Annotated in this window: 14 protein-coding genes and 1 tRNA gene; all 15 read left to right on the forward strand. The window is 38.9% G+C overall.

Annotated elements, in window-relative coordinates; genetic code table 11:
* The first annotated feature begins 56 nt into the window (after positions 1–56).
* The 15 genes from T543_RS03930 (at position 57) to atpE (ending at position 18,373) form a co-directional block, all read left to right on the forward strand.
* The gene (locus T543_RS03930; protein WP_035765993.1) at positions 57–1,148 is read left to right on the forward strand and encodes an ABC transporter ATP-binding protein; all 1,092 of its coding nucleotides are present in this window, start codon (positions 57–59) and stop codon (positions 1,146–1,148) included.
* Complete coding sequence (locus T543_RS03935; protein ID WP_035765994.1) at positions 1,148–3,289, forward strand: DUF7088 domain-containing protein; 2,142 nt, start codon at positions 1,148–1,150, stop codon at positions 3,287–3,289. The genes T543_RS03930 and T543_RS03935 overlap by 1 nt, the downstream gene beginning before the upstream one ends.
* Positions 3,290–3,305: 16 nt before the next feature.
* Positions 3,306–3,965 carry a DUF4340 domain-containing protein gene (locus T543_RS03940; protein ID WP_035765995.1) on the forward strand — a complete coding sequence of 220 codons (660 nt, stop codon included), beginning with the start codon at positions 3,306–3,308 and terminating at the stop codon, positions 3,963–3,965.
* Positions 3,966–4,050: 85 nt separating this feature from the next.
* Positions 4,051–6,579, forward strand: a complete 2,529-nt coding sequence (gene glgB, locus T543_RS03945) for a 1,4-alpha-glucan branching protein GlgB (protein WP_051638522.1) — start codon at positions 4,051–4,053, stop codon at positions 6,577–6,579.
* A 103-nt stretch (positions 6,580–6,682) separates the two neighbouring features.
* Entirely contained in the window at positions 6,683–7,612 is a 930-nt protein-coding gene (locus T543_RS03950; RefSeq protein WP_081829930.1) for a mechanosensitive ion channel family protein, read from the forward strand.
* 91 nt (positions 7,613–7,703) lie between these two features.
* Positions 7,704–7,776 (forward strand) — tRNA-Thr (locus T543_RS03955).
* 135 nt (positions 7,777–7,911) lie between these two features.
* The gene (argH, locus tag T543_RS03960; RefSeq protein ID WP_035765996.1) at positions 7,912–9,339 is read left to right on the forward strand and encodes an argininosuccinate lyase; all 1,428 of its coding nucleotides are present in this window, start codon (positions 7,912–7,914) and stop codon (positions 9,337–9,339) included.
* Between the two features lie 90 nt (positions 9,340–9,429).
* The gene (asd, locus tag T543_RS03965) at positions 9,430–10,515 is read left to right on the forward strand and encodes an aspartate-semialdehyde dehydrogenase (protein WP_035765997.1); all 1,086 of its coding nucleotides are present in this window, start codon (positions 9,430–9,432) and stop codon (positions 10,513–10,515) included.
* Between the two features lie 43 nt (positions 10,516–10,558).
* Complete coding sequence (locus T543_RS03970) at positions 10,559–11,938, forward strand: ATP-binding protein (RefSeq protein ID WP_035765998.1); 1,380 nt, start codon at positions 10,559–10,561, stop codon at positions 11,936–11,938.
* Positions 11,939–12,013: 75 nt separating this feature from the next.
* Positions 12,014–15,178, forward strand: coding sequence for a type IA DNA topoisomerase (gene topB, locus T543_RS03975; RefSeq protein ID WP_035765999.1), 3,165 nt, complete (start codon positions 12,014–12,016; stop codon positions 15,176–15,178).
* 54 nt (positions 15,179–15,232) lie between these two features.
* Entirely contained in the window at positions 15,233–15,907 is a 675-nt protein-coding gene (locus T543_RS03980) for an LbetaH domain-containing protein (protein ID WP_035766000.1), read from the forward strand.
* Positions 15,908–16,028: 121 nt separating this feature from the next.
* Positions 16,029–16,232 (forward strand): DUF6465 family protein, encoded by a 204-nt coding sequence (locus tag T543_RS03985; protein WP_035766001.1) that lies wholly within the window; start codon positions 16,029–16,031, stop codon positions 16,230–16,232.
* 70 nt (positions 16,233–16,302) lie between these two features.
* Positions 16,303–17,220: an HAD-IIA family hydrolase gene (locus tag T543_RS03990; RefSeq protein ID WP_035766002.1), complete on the forward strand. Its 918-nt coding sequence runs from the start codon at positions 16,303–16,305 to the stop codon at positions 17,218–17,220.
* Between the two features lie 228 nt (positions 17,221–17,448).
* Positions 17,449–18,132, forward strand: coding sequence for a F0F1 ATP synthase subunit A (locus T543_RS03995; protein ID WP_442856085.1), 684 nt, complete (start codon positions 17,449–17,451; stop codon positions 18,130–18,132).
* Between the two features lie 25 nt (positions 18,133–18,157).
* Complete coding sequence (gene atpE / locus T543_RS04000) at positions 18,158–18,373, forward strand: ATP synthase F0 subunit C (protein WP_035766004.1); 216 nt, start codon at positions 18,158–18,160, stop codon at positions 18,371–18,373.
* Positions 18,374–18,397: the final 24 nt, after the last annotated feature.

The following is an 18,397-nucleotide window of genomic DNA, read 5'->3' on the forward strand; positions in this document are numbered from 1 at the left end:
GTCTTTCACACAATATGTTGAGGAGTGAATAATTATTATTTACGGAGGAAAAAGTTTTGATAGAAGTAAAAAATATTGTAAAAGTCTACGGAAATCATAAGGCCGTAGATGATCTTTCGTTTTCTCTTGAAAAAGGCAAAGTCTATGGCTTTCTGGGACCAAACGGTGCAGGTAAATCCACAACGATGAACATCATGACCGGCTATATAGCAGCTACAAAAGGCACAGTCACAATAAACGGTCATGACATTTTAAAAGATGCTGAAGAAGCAAAAAAATGTATTGGATATCTTCCTGAGATTCCGCCTCTTTATACAGATATGACGGTTAAGGAATATCTTTCTTTTGTTATGGAACTTAAGAAAGTTCCCAAAAAGGAGAGACGTGACCAGCTTGCAAAGATATTAAAAATGGCAATGCTTGGTGAATATGAAGACAGGATGATAAGAAATCTATCAAAAGGTTATAAGCAGAGAGTGGGTATTGCACAGGCTCTTGTAGGATTCCCGGAAGTTATTATTCTCGATGAACCTACTGTTGGTCTTGACCCTCAGCAGATCATCGAAATAAGAAACCTTATCAAATCTCTTCGCGATGATCATGTTGTTATATTAAGTTCACATATTCTGTCTGAGGTAAATGAAGTATGTGATTATGTAATGATCATTTCCCACGGAAAACTTGTGGCAGAGGGTGCTCCTTTAGACCTTGAGGATAAATTCAAGGGAAAAGAACATATTAAGATGTCTATTCTTGGAGAGGAAGCTCAGATAAGAGGAGCACTCCTTGGAATTGAGTCGCTCTCTGATATTGAAATAAGTGGTGATAAGGATGCTCAGGGCGGCGTTATGGTTGAGGTTACCAATAATGGTAACGATGATGTAAGAGCTGAGATAGCACGTGCACTTGCGACCCTCGGACTCCCTGTACTTCAGATGGAAGTTGAAAAGAAAAATCTTGAAGATGTATTTTTGGAGGTTACCCAGAATACGGAAGAAGCTACAGAAACTCCGGCTGAAGGCGATGAAAAAGACGGATCTGAAAGTGATGAAGAATCTGAAAAGGCTGCAGAATCTGATGGTAGTTCAGAATCAGAAGCAGATCCGGTAGCTGAAAAGACAGAGGATGATAAGGAGGATGAGGAATAATGTTTGCTATTTTTAAAAGAGAATTCAAGTCCTATCTTCAGTCATTTATAGGACCTTTATTTATTGCAGTCGTTATAGGACTGTTTTCACTGTTTTTTATTTTATTTAATGTTGTAAGTTTAAATAATAATATCAACGGAACCTTATATAACCTTGGATATTGGGGACTTATGTTCATGATCCCGATACTTTCCATGAGGACTTTCTCAGAAGAGAGAAGAAACAGAACAGATCAGCTGATTTTGACAGCGCCGGTATCTGTTGGAGGTATAGTGCTTGGCAAATTCCTTGCATTATGTGCGATCCTTGCAATCCCCACACTTGTATTTTGCCTTGTTGTGCCTGTTATGGCTATGTTTGGCACTGTCCCTGTTTTGTGGAACTATATTAATATACTTGGATTTTTCCTGTACGGTGTAATGCTGATATCAATCTGCATATTTGTATCAAATCTTACTGATAATCCGATAGTGTGTGCAGTTGTATCTATTGTGATAATCCTTGTTGGTAACCTTAGCTCTAACTTTTACGGAAATATAAATAACACTGTTGTAAAAGATATTTTTGCATCAACAATTGATTTTTCAACAAGACTTGCAAACATGCTGACAGGTGCATGTGACATGACTTCAATTGTGTACTTTATATCTGTTACCGCACTTTTCCTGTTCTTGTCAGTTCAGGTAATCCAGAAAAGAAGATACAGTATCTCTAACAAGAACTTTAGTATAAGTGCTTACAGCATTGTAAGTGTCATCGTTATGATCTGCGTTGTTGTTGCAGCTAATATGGCAGCTCTCCAGATTCCGGATAATATTAGAGAAGTAGATGTAACAGCTCAGAATATCTACTCAATTTCAAATGATTCTAAAAATATAATTGCAGGAATAGACGATGATATAACACTTTACTTCTTTGCAAATGAAGATGATGAATCTTCAAAATCAAAGGACAAGGGTATAGAGAAGGTATTAAAGCGCTATGCTTCAGCAAGTGACCATATAACTCTTAGCTATATTGACCCCGTTATAAATCCTCAGTTTGCAAAAAAATATACAGATAAGAATATAAGCTATTCAAGCGTAATAGTTGTAAATGAGACTACAGGCAGAAGTTACGTTGTAAATTATGATGATATGTATGAAACAACTGTTGATTACAACACATATCAGTCAAACGTAACAGGCTATGATACTGAGGGTGAGATCACATACGCACTTCAGTATGTATGCCTTACAGATGATGATCTTATGAATGCATATCAGATAAAGGGCCACAACGAGATAGATATCCCTGATAAATTCAGTGATGTTCTTAGCAAGAATAATGTGACAGTAAATGACCTTTCCCTTTTGCAGCAGGACAAAGTGCCGGATGATTGCAGCCTTCTTATCATTAACTCGCCCATGACTGACTATTCAGAAAGTGAAGCACAGATGGTCATAGATTATCTTCAGGGCGGAGGAAATGCACTTATAATTACTTATTATCAGTCACAGGTTCAGATGGATAATTTTGATAAGATCCTTGCATTTTATGGTGTTTCCAAGGGAGACGGAATTGTCGTGGAAAATGATTCCGACAGATATTTCCAGCAGAACTTCTATCTCTTCCCGTATCTTGGAAGTGACACTATAACAGAGGGTATAGCAGATGAGGCATCAGGTCTTGTATTTGCACCTCTTGCAAGCCCTCTTACTTATGAAGCAAGTGATGATGTTACGATCACACCTATTTTGTACACATCCGATGATGCTTACATACAGAAGATCAACGTAGAATCAGGTCAGCTTATTGAAAACTCCGATGAAGCTCAAAAGAGCACATATTACGTAGGATTAAAAGCTGAAAAGGAATTGGATTCAGGTTCAAGCTGCGCTGTTATCTATTCTTCAGGAGATATGTTCTCTGAAGGTGCAGATGAAATAGTTTCAGGTCTTAATTTAAAGCTATTTGGCAATACCTTAAATGCACTTGTTGATTTTGAAACTGACCTTGTCACTATACCTGTTAAGCAGGCTGATTCACCTCTTGTAATTCCTGCAAAAACAGCTATAGCAATGATATCGGTTATGGCAGGCATTGTTGTATTTATTCTTGCGGCAGGTCTGTCTGTATGGATATCAAGACGCAAGAAGTAATATGTGAGGAGATATTATGAAAAAACAAAAGATACAGCTAATAGTAATACTTGTCCTTCTTATCGTCTTTGTAGGCGGATATTTCGGACTAAAAAAATATAATGAGAATGTACAGGCAAAAGAGAGCGAGCCCAAATATACAGCGCTTGCTCTTACTGACCAGGACGAAATTGAATCAATTGAAGTTACAAACTTAAACGGAACTTTTGATATAGAAAAGGATGAAAACGGAGATTACTACCTTAAAGACAATGATTCAATAACCGTTGACAGAGATAAGATCGATTCCAAGATTAAGGAGATAAAAACAATAACCTCCGAACAGGTTGTTGACGGAGCGGAAAACCTTGCAGACTATGGTCTTGATGATCCTGATGTTACTGTTGTCATTAGCCTTAAGAATGGAGAAAGCCATACACTTTATTTTGGAGACTTTAATCAGTCTGCATCAACCTATTACCTTAAGGTTGATGATATCTCCACAATCTATACAGTAAGCAGTACATTGAAGTCTGCATTTATCTTCTCTGCAGATGATATCCAAAAAGCAGAAGAGACAGAAGAAGCCGCAGAAGAAGCTTCGGAAACAGAAGCTTCAGAATCAGAAGCTTCAGAAACAGAAGATACTGAAACTACTGACAATTCAGAAACTTCTGAAGATACAACCGATAATTAACTTTAATTTTCCAAAATCTGTTTATATAGTGGTATAATTGTCTTGAAATTTGTGTTCTAAAATATTTTTTATGCGGAGGATAGATATGAATAACAAGCTATACAAACTGATGAACTGGCCGGAGATCGAGGAGATTATTTATTCGGATGGAGATGATCCTCATCGTATTTTAGGAGCACATAAGGTAGGTTCAAGTCTACTTATTCAGACATTTTACCCAACAGCAGATGAAATAACAGTTATTCCCGAGACAGGAACAAAGACATACAAGATGGAGCTTGCTGACGAGGCAGGATTTTTTGCTGTCCTTGTTCCTTACAAGGATAAATTCAGATATAAATACAGGATCAAGCTTGATACAGGCGATATAAAAGAAATTATTGATCCTTACAATTTCGAATCCAGAATGGATAGAGAGGATTTCATCCAGCTTAACAGCGGTATCCATTATTCAATCTACGATAAATTCGGTGCACATCCCATGACAATCGATAAAGTAGAAGGTACTGCATTTGCAGTATGGGCACCTGATGCTGCAAGAGTCAGCGTTATCGGTGATTTTAATGAGTGGGATGGAAGGATCAACCAGATGAAGCGCGTTGATCATGACGGTGTATTTGAAATCTTTATTCCCGGAGCAAAGTGTGGCGATGGCTATCAGTACGAGATAAAGACTAAGGGCGGTGTCATATTCAAGAGACCCGATCCTTATGGATACGGATTTAAGGACAAAGAATGCGAAGTATCCAAGATCATAGATATAGGTTCATTTAAGTGGACTGATTCCGAGTGGATCAAAAACAGAACTTCTTTTGACAGAGACAAGGATGCAATCTCAATCTGTGAGATTTCTCTTGATAGCTTCGCGGCTAAACATAATAATCATATTCCTGATTTTAAGGAGCTTGCGCTTGATATTTTATCTTATGTTCAGGACCACGGCTTTAACACCATAGAGCTTAAGCCGATAATGGAGCATATTCAGGGACATCCTTACCATATAACAGGTTTCTATGCAGTTCAGGGCAGGTACGGTTCTCCTGAGGGCTTCATGGAATTTGTAAATATCATGCATGAAGCAAATATCAGGGTTATCATGGACTTTGTTCCTACATTTTTCCCTAAGCTTACCTGCGGACTTAACTGCTTTGACGGACAGCCTCTTTATGAGTATCCGGATCCCAGAATGGGCATACATCCAAGAACAGGAGACCTGGTATTTGATTTTGGAAGAAAACAGGTAACTAATTTCCTTCTTGCATCAGCACTTTTCTGGGTTGGTAAATTCCACCTTGATGGCCTTAGAGCTGCAGATGTAGCCAAGATCCTTTATCTTGACTATGACAGAAAGCCCGGTCAGTGGATTCCCAATATGTATGGCGGAAATGAGAACCTTGAGGCTAAGGATTTCCTTGTAAACTTTAATACGATCATTAAGAGCATGTTCCCCGGAATCCTTACTCTTACAAAAGAGACTTCATGCTGGCCAAGGATTACCGGAGACGTTGATGACGGAGGACTTGGATTCGACTATAAGTGGAATAACGGATGGACCAAGGATTTCCTTGACTATATTCAGAACGATCCGCTCTTTAGATCCGGATATCACAATGAGCTGACATTCTCACTTGTATACTGCTACACAGAGAGATTTGTCCTTGCATATACTCATGAAGATATTGGAAAAGGTCTTGAGGGACTATACGATCTTATGCCCGGAGATTCTGCGCAGAAGATGGCAGGAGTAAGACTTGCGGTTGCATATCTTATGACACATCCCGGCAAGAAGATGATCAGCATGGATCCCAATGCACTTTCAATTGACAATGCTGTTTTCCTTGAAAACATGATCCATTCATTAAATGAACTGTATTATACAAAGCCTGCTCTTCATGAGCTTGATACTTCTGACTCAGGCTTTGAGTGGATAAACAGCATGGCTGCGGAAGAATGCATGATGAGCTTTATAAGAAGAAGCGAAAAAGATGAGGAGATGCTCGTAGTTGTTGTAAATATGGCAGGTGTAGACAGAACCTTTGAGGTAGGCGTTCCCTGCGATGGTAAATACTATGAGATATTTAACTCTGATGATACATGCTATGGCGGACAGGGACTTGTTAACCCCGGAAGGATCGAGGCTGAGTTCTATGAATCAGACGGAAGACCGTATTCAATCCCTGTTAAGGTAGCTGCATCTTCACTTGCAATATTCTCTTACACACCTTATACAACTCAGGAGAAGAAGATAAGAAAAATAAGGGAAGAAGAAGCCAGCAACAAGCAGAATGAGAAGGAAAAGACACTTCGCGAACTCAAGGAGCGTCAGGAAAAAGAAGAAGCTAAGCTGCTGCGAGAGCTTCATGAAAGATATGAGAAGGAACTTGCTGCTCAGGAAGAAGCAATCGAACAGAAATACAACCAGATAGAAGAGGAACGTATTTCAAGTATTGTTTCCGAAAGCGTAATAGATGATCTGTCAAAGAGCGCTAAAAGAACTCAAAATGTAAAGACTCAGACAAAAAAATCTGTAGCAAAGAAACCGGCTGCAAAGAAGACTACTACAACAAAAAAGACAGCTGCAAAGAAAAACACCGGAAAAAAGACAGATAAATAATACAAGTTTTTGAACTATGCATAAATATATTTGAAAAAAGATACATGGCCGCATATAGAAGGTTTATCTTATATGCGGCCTGTGTAATTGTTGGGAGAAAAATATGTTTTTAAACAATTCTATTATGTGCCTTGAAGCTGATGTACAGCTTGTCGCAGATAAGACTATCGAAACGATTGCTAAGGCTTCCGGGGCTGAGGACATTGATCCTTCTGTTCTTGAAAAGTTCTTTAGGGAACTGCCTGATAAACTTATGACGCTGCTTATAAAGGTTGTTATCGCTATAATCTTCCTTGTTGTAATGTGGCAGGTTATAAGATTTATTGCAGCTCTCATCCAGAAATCCCTTGAAAAGACCAAAATAGAAAAAGCAACTGCACAGTTTTTGTCAAAACTTGTAAAAGTAGTACTTGATATAATGCTGCTATTTACAATAGCGGCAGCTTTTGGAATGGATACGGCAAGCATAGTTGCACTTCTTGGTTCTGCAGGTGTTGCAATCGGTCTTGCTGTACAGGGAGCCCTTTCCGATTTTGCCGGAGGAATACTTATCCTTATTGCAAAACCGTTCAGGGCAGGAGATTACATCGTTGTTAACGGTCAGGGGATAGAAGGCACCGTTACCGAGATTTCTCTTATAAATACAAGACTTCTTACTGCTGACAGCAGGAAAGTCATAGTACCGAACGGAGGACTTGCATCTGCTACGATCACCAATAACTTCGGAAATACCATGAGAATATTGGATACCATGGTTGGGATTTCCTATAGTGCAGATATTGACAAGGCAAGAGCAGTTTCACTAAAAGTCCTTGACGGTAATGAATTCATTTCCGATAAATACGAGAAGAGCGTTTATGTAGATGAGCTTGCAGACAGCAGTGTGATCCTTAGAATAAGAGGATGGGTCAAGCCCTCAGATTACGTAAAGGCAAAATGGTCCATGAACGAAGAAATAAAGAAAGCTTTCGACAGGGAAGGTGTTGAGATACCTTTTCCTCAGGTGGATGTTCATATGAAGAATGTTATGTGATCTAATATAAAAACCATAAAATCACGTATTTTCACTTGTATATTTTTGTCCTTATGGGTATAATCATATTTGTGCTTTGGCGCAAATATATGCTGGAATAGCGCAGTCGGTAGCGCAACTGATTCGTAATCAGTAGGTCGAGGGTTCAAGTCCCTTTTCCAGCTTAACTTTAAGAAGAACTTCTAATTTTTGAAGTTCTTCTTTTTTTTCTTGTAAACACTTTAACACTATGCTATTGTAAAGTATAATGTTCTTGGTTAAATTATTAATGTATATTTTAATTTAAAAGAGGAGATGAAATGGCACAACTTTGGGGAGGAAGATTTCAGGGAGAGATAAGCGAACTTGCCTGGAAATTCAATGCTTCGATTTATTTTGACAAGAGACTTATAAATCAGGATGTCCTGGGAAGTAAGGCACATGTTAAGATGCTTGCAAAGCAGGGGATCATCAGCGATGAAGAATGTTTAAGCATTCATAAGGGTCTTGACTCAATAATCAAAGATGTAGAAGACGGAAAGCTTGAAATTACTGATAAGTACGAAGATATTCACAGTTTCATCGAGGCTAATCTGATCGAGAGAATAGGCGATGCCGGCAAAAAAATGCATACCGGAAGATCAAGAAACGATCAGGTTGCTCTTGATATGAGACTTTATACCAGAGAGGAAGTAAGACATACCGGAGAAACTTTGTTTAACCTTTTGAAGGTACTTGATAATCTTATGAGGGAACATATTGATACATATATGCCCGGCTTTACTCATCTTCAAAAGGCACAGCCTGTAACACTTGCTCATCATCTCGGAGCTTATTTTGAAATGTTTAAGAGAGATGCGACAAGGCTTTGTGATATATATAAGAGAATGAACTATTGCCCTTTGGGTGCGGGAGCGCTTGCAGGAACAACATATCCGCTTGACAGAGAATTTGTAGCCTTGCAGCTTGGATTTTATGGACCTACTGTTAACAGTATGGATTCGGTTTCTGACAGAGATTATCTGATCGAGTTTTTATCTGCTCTTTCACTTATAATGATGCATTTGTCCAGATTTAGCGAAGAGGTGATCATCTGGAATTCTAACGAATACAATTTTGTTACGATAGATGATGCATATTCCACGGGATCAAGCATTATGCCACAGAAGAAAAATCCCGATATTGCTGAGCTTGTAAGAGGTAAGACCGGAAGAGTCTATGGCAGTCTTAATTCACTGCTTGTTACCATGAAGGGGATTCCTCTTGCCTATGATAAGGATATGCAGGAGGACAAAGAGGTCAGTTTTGATGCGATAGATAATACCAAAAATTGCATAATCCTTTTCACGGATATGCTCCGCAGCATGAAATTCAACAAGGACGTGATGGAAAAAAGTGCAATACGCGGATTTACAGATGCTACAGACGCAGCCGACTATCTTGTAAAAAAAGGCGTACCTTTTAGAGATGCCCATGGAATTATTGGAAGAATTGTATTAAACTGTATAGAAAAAAATTGCGGAATATCAGATCTTAGTCTTGATGAACTAAAGAGTTTTTCCGATAAGTTTGAAAATGATATCTACGAGGCAATAAGTCTTAAGAACATTATCGAAAAGAGACTTACGATTGGAGCTCCAAGTAAGGCTTCAATGAAAAAGGCACTTGAAAAGAATAAGGAATTCCTTGATCTGTTCTGGACAAGATGTCAAAGTCCTATCTATCCGGATCTTGAAAGCGATGATTAATTAATTTTTATCCGGAAATTAATATGTGCAGTAACCGAAGCAGAATAACTGCGGCGGAAATATTTATATTTTTAAGAGGAGAATGAAAAAATGAGCGAGAAGTTAAAGGTGGCGGTTCTTGGTGCAACAGGTATGGTTGGTCAGAGATTTATTACAATTCTCGACAATCATCCGTGGTTTGAGGTAACAACAGTTGCTGCAAGTCCGAGAAGTGCAGGACAGACTTATGAAGAATCAGTTGGCGACAGATGGAAGATGGAAGTACCCATGCCTGAATCTGTTAAGAAGCTTGTGATCAAGGACGTAACCAATGTTAAGGAAGTTGCTGAGGGCGTTGATTTTGTTCTTTCAGCTGTAAATATGTCTAAGGATGAAATCAAGGCTATAGAAGAGGAGTATGCTAAAACCGAAACTCCCGTTGTTTCCAATAACAGCGCTCATCGTTGGACACCCGATGTTCCTATGATCATTCCCGAGGTTAATCCGGAACACGTTGACGTTATTGAGTTCCAGAAAAAGAGACTTGGTACTACAAAGGGATTTATTGCAGTTAAGCCGAATTGTTCTATCCAGAGCTATGCTCCTGCGCTTTCAGCATGGAAAGAGTTCGAACCTACTCAGGTAGTTGCAACTACATATCAGGCTATTTCAGGTGCCGGTAAAAACTTTAAAGAATGGCCCGAAATGGAAGGCAACATCATTCCTTTCATCTCCGGTGAAGAGGAAAAGAGTGAGAAAGAGCCTCTTAGAATATGGGGGAAAGTTGAGAACGGAGTAATTGTTCCGGCAAGCAGTCCTATAATTACATGTCAGTGCATAAGAGTTCCTGTTTTATATGGACATACTGCTGCAGCTTTTGTAAAATTTAATAAGAAGGCTACAAAAGAAGAGCTTATCGAAAAGCTCGTTAAATTCTCCGGTAAGCCTCAGGAGCTCGGACTTCCCAGCGCTCCCAAGCAGTTCATCCAGTACATGGAAGAAGATAATCGTCCGCAGGTTGCTCTTGATGTCAACTACGAAGGCGGTATGGGCGTAAGTATAGGAAGACTCCGCGAGGATACAATCTTTGACTGGAAATTTGTAGGCCTTTCACACAATACTTTAAGAGGCGCCGCAGGTGGAGCTGTAGAATGTGCTGAGCTTCTTAAGGCACTTGGCTTTATTACCAAAAAATAATACACCATAATTTTGAGGGGAAATCAGGAAACAGAGGGATTATATGGAAAAAACAAAACAACAGGAAGTTGACTTATTAAACAGCTATTATTCAAACGGCAGCAATCAGATCCTTATTGTTTATGAAGTGATCAGAACAGGCAGTGAAGATGTAATAAGAGAATTTGTAAAAGGAAAGCCCTGCCTTTTCTATAGTACCTGCTCCGCAGCTGAGAGATTACAGCAATATATCTGGAGTAAAGAACTTGCAAAAAAGGGATTTGAGCTTCCTGAATATCCCACCTATACTCAGATATTTGAGCAATTTGAGAAAAGGGCAAAGGAGCTGGATAATCCCGTTATAGTTCTTATAAATGATTTTGAGAATATAATGAAAAATTCTCCGGATTTCCTTTCTGAGATATCAAAGGTCGTTTACAGAGATTCTCACCCTCAGATGATGGTAGTTCTGGTTGGCAGTAACTCCGCCTGGATTGAAAACAGCATGGTCGAGAAACTTGGAAGCCAGGCTCAGTATATCAGTGGCTTTTTGAAGATAAAGCCCTATACTTTCCAGGAGATGCATAAGAGATTCATGGATATGCCCTATGATGACGTAATAAGGACATATTCCATATTTGGTGGCAAGGCACTTTTATGGGATTACTTTGATTCCAAAAAATCATTCAAGGAAAATGTCTGTGACAAGTTCCTTGATTATCAAAACAGCGTGCTCCTTAAACTTACTGATCTTATGCTTGAAGAAAACTTAAGAGAAACAGCTGTTTATAATACCATTCTTTACGGACTTGCTAACGGACAAAATAAACTTAATGATATCCATCATGCGACAGGTTTTTCCAGAGCAAAGATCATGGTTTATCTAAAGAGCCTTATTGAACTTGGCGTAGTTGAGAAGGTATTTTCATTTGCTACTACAGGTCACGAAAATGTTCAAAAAGGTGTGTACCGTATTTGCGACGGTCTTACAGGTTTTTACTTTAGATTTTTGTATCAGCATGCAAGCAATCTCATCAGATACAAGCCTGAAGAATTCTATGAAAAGTTTATCGAAAAAGATATAGATAAATTTGTTTCCTATGCATATAAGCTTGTCTGCAGGGAATATATAGATAAGTGTTCCTCATTTAATAAGCTTCCTTTCGTTATCGATGAAGAAGGCGAATGGGTTGGAAAGATGGGCACTATAGATATTGTTGCTCAGAGTGATACAGGCGATACTCTTGTAGGAATATGTGATTTTGAACACGAATTTGACGTCACAGCAATGGAACAATTAAGAAATTGCTGCAAGAGGGCAAGGCTTACACCGGATTATTATTATTTCTTCTCAGCAGTAGGATTTGACGATAGTCTGAGGAAACTTTCCGAGGAAATGCCCGAAGTAAAACTTATAGGACTTGATGAATTAAGAATTGATTGATAAATTATAATAAGAAAAAAATTAAAAGATCACTTGGCAATTTTGCCAAGTGATTAATTTTTAGGGGTTTTATAAGTGTCAAAAAAACTAATCATAACTGAGAAACCTTCGGTTGCCAGAGATTTTGCGAGAGTGCTTCGCGTAAACGGGAACAGAAACGGTTTTATTGAAAACGATGAATACGTAATATCATGGTGCTATGGTCATCTTGTGGAGATGCAATACCCGGAAGCTTACGATATAAAATATAAGTCTTGGAATCTAAGCGATCTTCCTTTTCTTCCAAAAGAATATAAATATGGTGTAGTTGAGAGTGCAAAAGAGCAATACAATGTTGTGCATTCGCTTCTTTTCAGAGAGGACATAGATACCGTTTACTGGGCAGGAGACTCGGGAAAAGAAGGACAGACTATCGAAGAAAACATAAGAAATTTCGGCGGTGTACGAGAGGGGATGAAGGAGCTCAGAGTCTGGATCGACTCACAGACTGATGATGAGATAAGGCGCGGAATAAATGAAGCAAAGCCTATGAGCGACTATGCCCTTCTAGGTAAGAGCGGTATCATGCGTACTATCGAGGATTACAGTCTCGGAATTAACTTTTCGAGAGCTCTTTCCGTTAAATACGGAAAAATGATCAATGATGCTGCTGCCACAAAGAGCTACACAGCCATTGCAATTGGACGTGTTATGACCTGCGTTCTCGGAATGGTCGTAAACAGGGAAAGAGAAATAAGAAACTTTGTAGAGACACCTTTTTACAGGATTGTCGGCACTTTTTCTGATGTTTCCTTTAATGGAGAATGGAAAGCGGTAGAGGGCACAAAGTACTATAATTCACCACTTTTATATAAAGAGAACGGCTTTAAGGAAAGAGAGAGCGCAGAGAAGCTGATATCGGACCTTTCAGGAAAACAGGCTGTGATCGATAGCATAGAATCCGGTAAGTCTAAAAAGAGAGCGCCGCTTCTTTTTAACCTTGCAGAGCTTCAGGGAGAATGCTCCAAGATATTTAAGATAAGTCCTGCGCAGACTCTTGACGTGATACAGGACTTATATGAAAAGAAGCTTACAACATATCCAAGAACAGATGCCAGAGTTTTGACAACTGCTGTGGCTAAGGAAATAAGGAAAAACATAAGCGGACTTTCGGGATATGCCGATATGGAGAAATTTGCAAAGGAAGTACTTGCAAACAATGCGTTTGTAGGGCTTGAGAAGACTTCTTATGTAGATGATTCCAAAGTAACCGACCACTATGCGATAATTCCAACAGGACAGACAGGTGCGATATCATCTTTGTCATCACTTTCAAAAGCTGTTTATGATCTTATCTGTAAGAGATTTTTATCTATTTTTTATCCTCCTGCAGAGTACAAGACTGTAAAGCTGCAGATTGATGTAGATGGAGAAAAGTTCTTTGCATCAGCAAAAGTGCTTGTTTCTCCGGGTTACCTTAAGGTGGCAGGAATCCCTCAAAAAAAAGAAAATGATGAGGGAGATGAAATTGATGATAATTTTTCAAAAGAAGATTTCATCAAATTTGCAGACAGCGCAAAAAAAGGCGATGTACTTACGGTATCAGGTTATGAGCTTAAAGAGGGCAAGACATCACCGCCAAAAAGATATACTTCAGGAAACCTGGTACTTGCCATGGAAAATGCCGGAAATCTCATAGAAAACGAAGAACTTCGCGAGCAGATAAAGAAATCGGGTATCGGTACTTCTGCTACAAGAGGCGAGATAATAGAGAAACTGGTAAGGATAAAGTATCTTAATCAGAACAATAAGACTCAGATCATAACACCTGAAAATATCGGTGAGATGATCTATGAGGTTGTGAATCTATCAGTTCCTACACTTCTAAATCCCGAGATGACAGCCAGCTGGGAAAAGGGGCTTGAAGGCATTGTAAACGGCAGCGTTGATGCCGATGAATACAGGCAAAAGCTTGAAAACTATATCCGTAAAGAAACAGATAATATGATACATAATGACCTGACAACTCAGATAGTTGACAGGATCCATGAATTTACAGGAAAAGAGTCAAAAGGAATTGCTGTAAGGAAAAAGCTTGGCATAAAGTGTCCTATGTGCGGAGGCGAGCTTTCAACAACAAGTTTTGGCTACGGCTGCAGCAACTATTTTAATGAGAAAATAAAATGTCCCTTCAGTATAGGAAAAGTCGCAGGACGTGACCTTTCACCAGAAGAATTCACCAAGCTTATGACTGAGGGAAAGACAGATATTCTTGATGGATTTACAGGTAAAAACAAGAAGCCATTTAGTGCAAGGCTCATTCTAGATAAGGACGAGAGCGGAAAGCCGCAGATAAATTTCAACTTTGAAGGTGTAGGTCCCAAATTCCTTGAAGGAGTAACCTGCCCTGACTGCGGTGGCAGGATCATGATAATGGGCAAGAACTATATCTGCGAAAATAATAAGATAAATGATCCGGCTTCTTGTAAATTCTTTCTTGGAAAAATATGCAATAAGCAGCTCACAGAGGGCAATGTCCTTGAGCTTTTAAAGGACGGTAAAACTTCTACAATAAGAGGCTTTAAGGGCAAAAGTAACAAGAAGTTTGATGCTTGTCTTGTCCTTAAGAAAAATGAAGAAGGAAAAGCTGAGATAGGATTTGATTTTGAAAACGTTGAAGTAAAGACCATCAAAGGAATTTCGTGTCCTGTTTGCGGCGGAGATATTGTAAAAACAAGCTTTGGCTACGGCTGCAATAATTACAACAGAGAAAATCCCGAAGAAGGTTGCAGGTTCAGTATTGGCCAGATCGCAAAAGTGAATCTTAAGGAAGCACAGATAAAAGAGCTCATTACCAATGGTATAACCTCCACTATTTCAGGTTTTAGATCAAAAACCGGAAATAAGTTTGATGCAAAGCTTGCGCTTTCCAAGGATGAGCAGGGAGTAATTACCGGAGTTAAGTTCGTATTTGAAAATGAGGACAAACTCATGGAGGGCATAAAATGCCCTAAGTGCGGAGGAGATATTATAAAAGGGCATTTTGGATACCACTGTAAGAACTTTGTAAGAGAAGGCGATGGCTGCAAATTCTATATTGGAAAGATAGCCGGACTTATGCTTTCAGAGGAGGATTTCATAAAACTTGTAAATGAGAAGCAGACTGAGAAAATAGGCGGATTTACGAGTAAGAAGGGAACAGCTTTTGAAGCAAGGCTTAAGTTTGACGAAAACTTTAATGTGGTATTTGACTTTAATTAGTGCTAATCTGTTACTGTTTGTAAGAAATATCTTATAAGTGAAAGGATCATATTTATGAAAGAATATTCTGTTGAAAACTTATATACATTATCTGAGACGATCGCTGCGGAGATTTTTGAGAATGTTACATATCCTTGGGAAGTTCTTCCCAAGATTAAGGATTTTATATTAAAGCTTGGAAATACACTTCCTGCAGACAAGTTTGAAAAAAGAGGAGACGATATCTGGATTGCTAAAAGCGCAAAGGTATTTGACTCAGCTTATATAGCTGGTCCCTGCATTATAGATGAGGACGCTGAGATCAGACAGTGCGCATTCATAAGAGGCAATGCGATCGTCGGAAAAGGCGCTGTTGTCGGAAATTCAACAGAGCTTAAGAACGTTATTTTATTTAACAAGGTTCAGGTTCCTCACTACAACTACGTTGGAGACTCCATCCTTGGCTTTAAGTCACACATGGGTGCAGGCTCTATTACTTCAAACGTAAAATCAGATAAAAAACTCGTTGTAGTCAAAAACGGAAAAGATGATACTGTTGAAACCGGCCTTAAAAAATTCGGTGCAATGCTCGGAGACAATGTAGAAGTTGGCTGCGGTAGCGTTCTTAATCCCGGCACTGTTATCGGCAAAGAGACAAATATTTATCCACTGTCATCTGTAAGAGGCTGCATCCCTGCAAGACATATCTTTAAGGACAAGGACCATATTGTTGAGAAGACTGAAGACTGATAAAGCTGCTTTTTACATAGATAATAACTTATATATGCTGATATTTAGTGTTTGACGAATATTCATTAGGGTATTATACTAAAAAAAGTTTAGTTATTATTTCTATGGAGGAGGAAATCAGATGGCAGCAATTAAGACAAAGATTGAGCTTCAGTATGGCGATAAGTCTGTATCACAAGATGACCTTGTAGCAAGAGCTAAGGCAGCTTTTGAGGAAAAGTACAATGTCAAGGGCGTTAAGAGTCTGGAACTTTATGTAAAGCCTGAGGACGGAAAAGCTTATTATGTTGTTAATCACGAAATGACAGGCGACATCGATCTGTAATTTCAAAATCGAATTACTGAAATCATGAGGCCCTGGGCTTGTAGCTCAGGGCATTTTTTTGGAGTAAATAATGTATAAAGAATTATCAAATGAAACAAGTTATGAGAAGATAAAAAACTGTGAACTGTTTTTACTTGATATGGACGGAACACTTTATCTTGGAGATGATGTGTTTGACGGTGCAATCGATTTTATAAATACTCTTTCCGAAAACGAGAAGGATTATATATATCTTACAAATAATTCTTCAAGAGCAGGCACCGACTATGTTACGAGGCTTAAGAATATGGGATTTGTCTGCGAAGAAAGAAATGTTTATACATCCGGAATGGCAACAGCAAAGTACCTTCTGGATAAGTACAAAGATAAACAGATTCTTGTACTTGGAACGGATACCTTTGTAAATGAGCTTAAGAGTGCAGGCTTAAAAGTATTTACGTCATCTGAATACGACAAAGATGATTTTGCAAAGAAAGATATTTTTTCAGGACTTTTATTTAACAGCGCTGAAGAAGTACGAGATCATCTTGATGATGAAAAAGAACTTCCCGTGGTATGCGTCGGTTTTGATACGCAGCTTGTATATAGAGACCTTGATCTTGCGGTACATTTTTTAAGAAAAGGATCTGCGTTTATTGCCGCTAATCCTGACTGGGTATGCCCTATGCCAAAGGGAGAAGTTCTTCCCGACTGCGGAAGTATCTGCGCACTCCTTACTGCTTCATCCGGCGAGGAGCCTTTCTATATCGGAAAGCCAAACAGAAACATGGTAGATATTATTTCAAAAGTAAGAGGCGTTCCAAACGAGCGCATTTGCTGCGTAGGTGACAGATTGTATACGGATATCGCTGTTGCCCAAAATGCAGGCGCTGTTTCTGTCTGTGTGCTTTCGGGAGAGAGCAGCTATGATATGGTACTTGATATGAACCCAAAACCGGATTATACATTTGATGATGTGCGCGATATTGCCAAAGTCATTGATAAGTGATCATTTAAGGTTTAAACGACACTAAAACAAGTTCAAAATTTTTTTCAAAAAAAACTTACATCATCGAAAATTATCTTATAAAATAGCTAGGTCGTCGGACATTAGTAATTGTGTTAACAATATAAAAGAAGTATAATAAAAAATAGTTGTGAAAATGCCAAATGCTTTGATAATATGCTTTATTTGGTGTTTTTAATAGAAATTAGATGGGGAAGGTTTTATATGGATATTGGAGGACTGTTAAAAGAGCTGTTACTGGAAGACAAGGTGCTTATACACTTTGATTTTATGAACGGCTTTTTTGACATTAATAGGTCAATAGTTTTGTCATGGGGAGTCATTGCGGTTCTGACATTGCTTATTCTGTTCCTTACAAGCAATATGAAGGTGCATGATATTTCTACAAAACAGGCCGTCGCTGAACTTATTGTTGAAAAATTAAGGGGCATTACCTACGGAATGCTGGGAGATGAAGGGCTAAGATACCGCGATTACATGGTTGTGGTTCTTGTATTTATCGGCGCATCGAATCTTGTGGGGCTTTTTGGACAGACACCGCCCACGATGGATCTTAATGTTACTGCAGCACTTTCACTTATGAGTATTGTACTGGTTGAGGCTGCCGGCATCAAAAAAAAGGGTACCAGAAAATGGCTCAAATCATTTGCAGAGCCTATGGCAATAATAACTCCCATGAACATTCTGGAGCTTGCTATCAGACCGCTTTCACTGTGCATGCGACTTTTTGGTAACATCATAGGAGCAACGGTCATCATGGAACTATTAAAAATGGTAGTTCCGATTATAGTACCGGCAGCATTTAGTTTGTATTTTGATATATTTGATGGCCTTATACAGGCTTATGTATTTGTATTCTTAACTTCGCTTTACATAAAAGAAGCGGTTGAATAATAAAGAAAAAACGGAGGTTTTAACTATGGATTTAACAGCAATCGGAGCAGCTATTGCTGCATTTACAGGAATCGGTGCAGGTGTAGGTATCGGTATTGCAACTTCAAAGGCCGTTGATGCGGTAGCACGTCAGCCTGAGGCAGACGGTAAGATCATGAAGCTGCTTCTTCTTGGTTGTGCGCTTGCAGAAGCAACAGCTATTTACGGCTTCGTTGTATCAATCATGATACTGTTCACGTAATCATAATCGATTTTGGGAGAATCT

Origin of the sequence: Butyrivibrio sp. NC2002, from assembly GCF_000702265.1 — a bacterium.
In the GTDB taxonomy this organism is placed as follows: domain Bacteria; phylum Bacillota; class Clostridia; order Lachnospirales; family Lachnospiraceae; genus Butyrivibrio.

Bases quoted from the DNA above. Each gene is read 5' to 3' on its own strand.
- T543_RS03935 (WP_035765994.1), top strand. From the start codon at position 1,148: ATGTTTGCTATTTTTAAAAGAGAATTCAAGTCCTATCTTCAGTCATTT.
- T543_RS03940 (WP_035765995.1), top strand. From the start codon at position 3,306: ATGAAAAAACAAAAGATACAGCTAATAGTAATACTTGTCCTTCTTATC.
- glgB (WP_051638522.1), top strand. From the start codon at position 4,051: ATGAATAACAAGCTATACAAACTGATGAACTGGCCGGAGATCGAGGAG.
- T543_RS03950 (WP_081829930.1), top strand. From the start codon at position 6,683: ATGTTTTTAAACAATTCTATTATGTGCCTTGAAGCTGATGTACAGCTT.
- argH (WP_035765996.1), top strand. From the start codon at position 7,912: ATGGCACAACTTTGGGGAGGAAGATTTCAGGGAGAGATAAGCGAACTT.
- asd (WP_035765997.1), top strand. From the start codon at position 9,430: ATGAGCGAGAAGTTAAAGGTGGCGGTTCTTGGTGCAACAGGTATGGTT.
- T543_RS03970 (WP_035765998.1), top strand. From the start codon at position 10,559: ATGGAAAAAACAAAACAACAGGAAGTTGACTTATTAAACAGCTATTAT.
- T543_RS03980 (WP_035766000.1), top strand. From the start codon at position 15,233: ATGAAAGAATATTCTGTTGAAAACTTATATACATTATCTGAGACGATC.
- T543_RS03985 (WP_035766001.1), top strand. From the start codon at position 16,029: ATGGCAGCAATTAAGACAAAGATTGAGCTTCAGTATGGCGATAAGTCT.
- T543_RS03990 (WP_035766002.1), top strand. From the start codon at position 16,303: ATGTATAAAGAATTATCAAATGAAACAAGTTATGAGAAGATAAAAAAC.
- atpE (WP_035766004.1), top strand. From the start codon at position 18,158: ATGGATTTAACAGCAATCGGAGCAGCTATTGCTGCATTTACAGGAATC.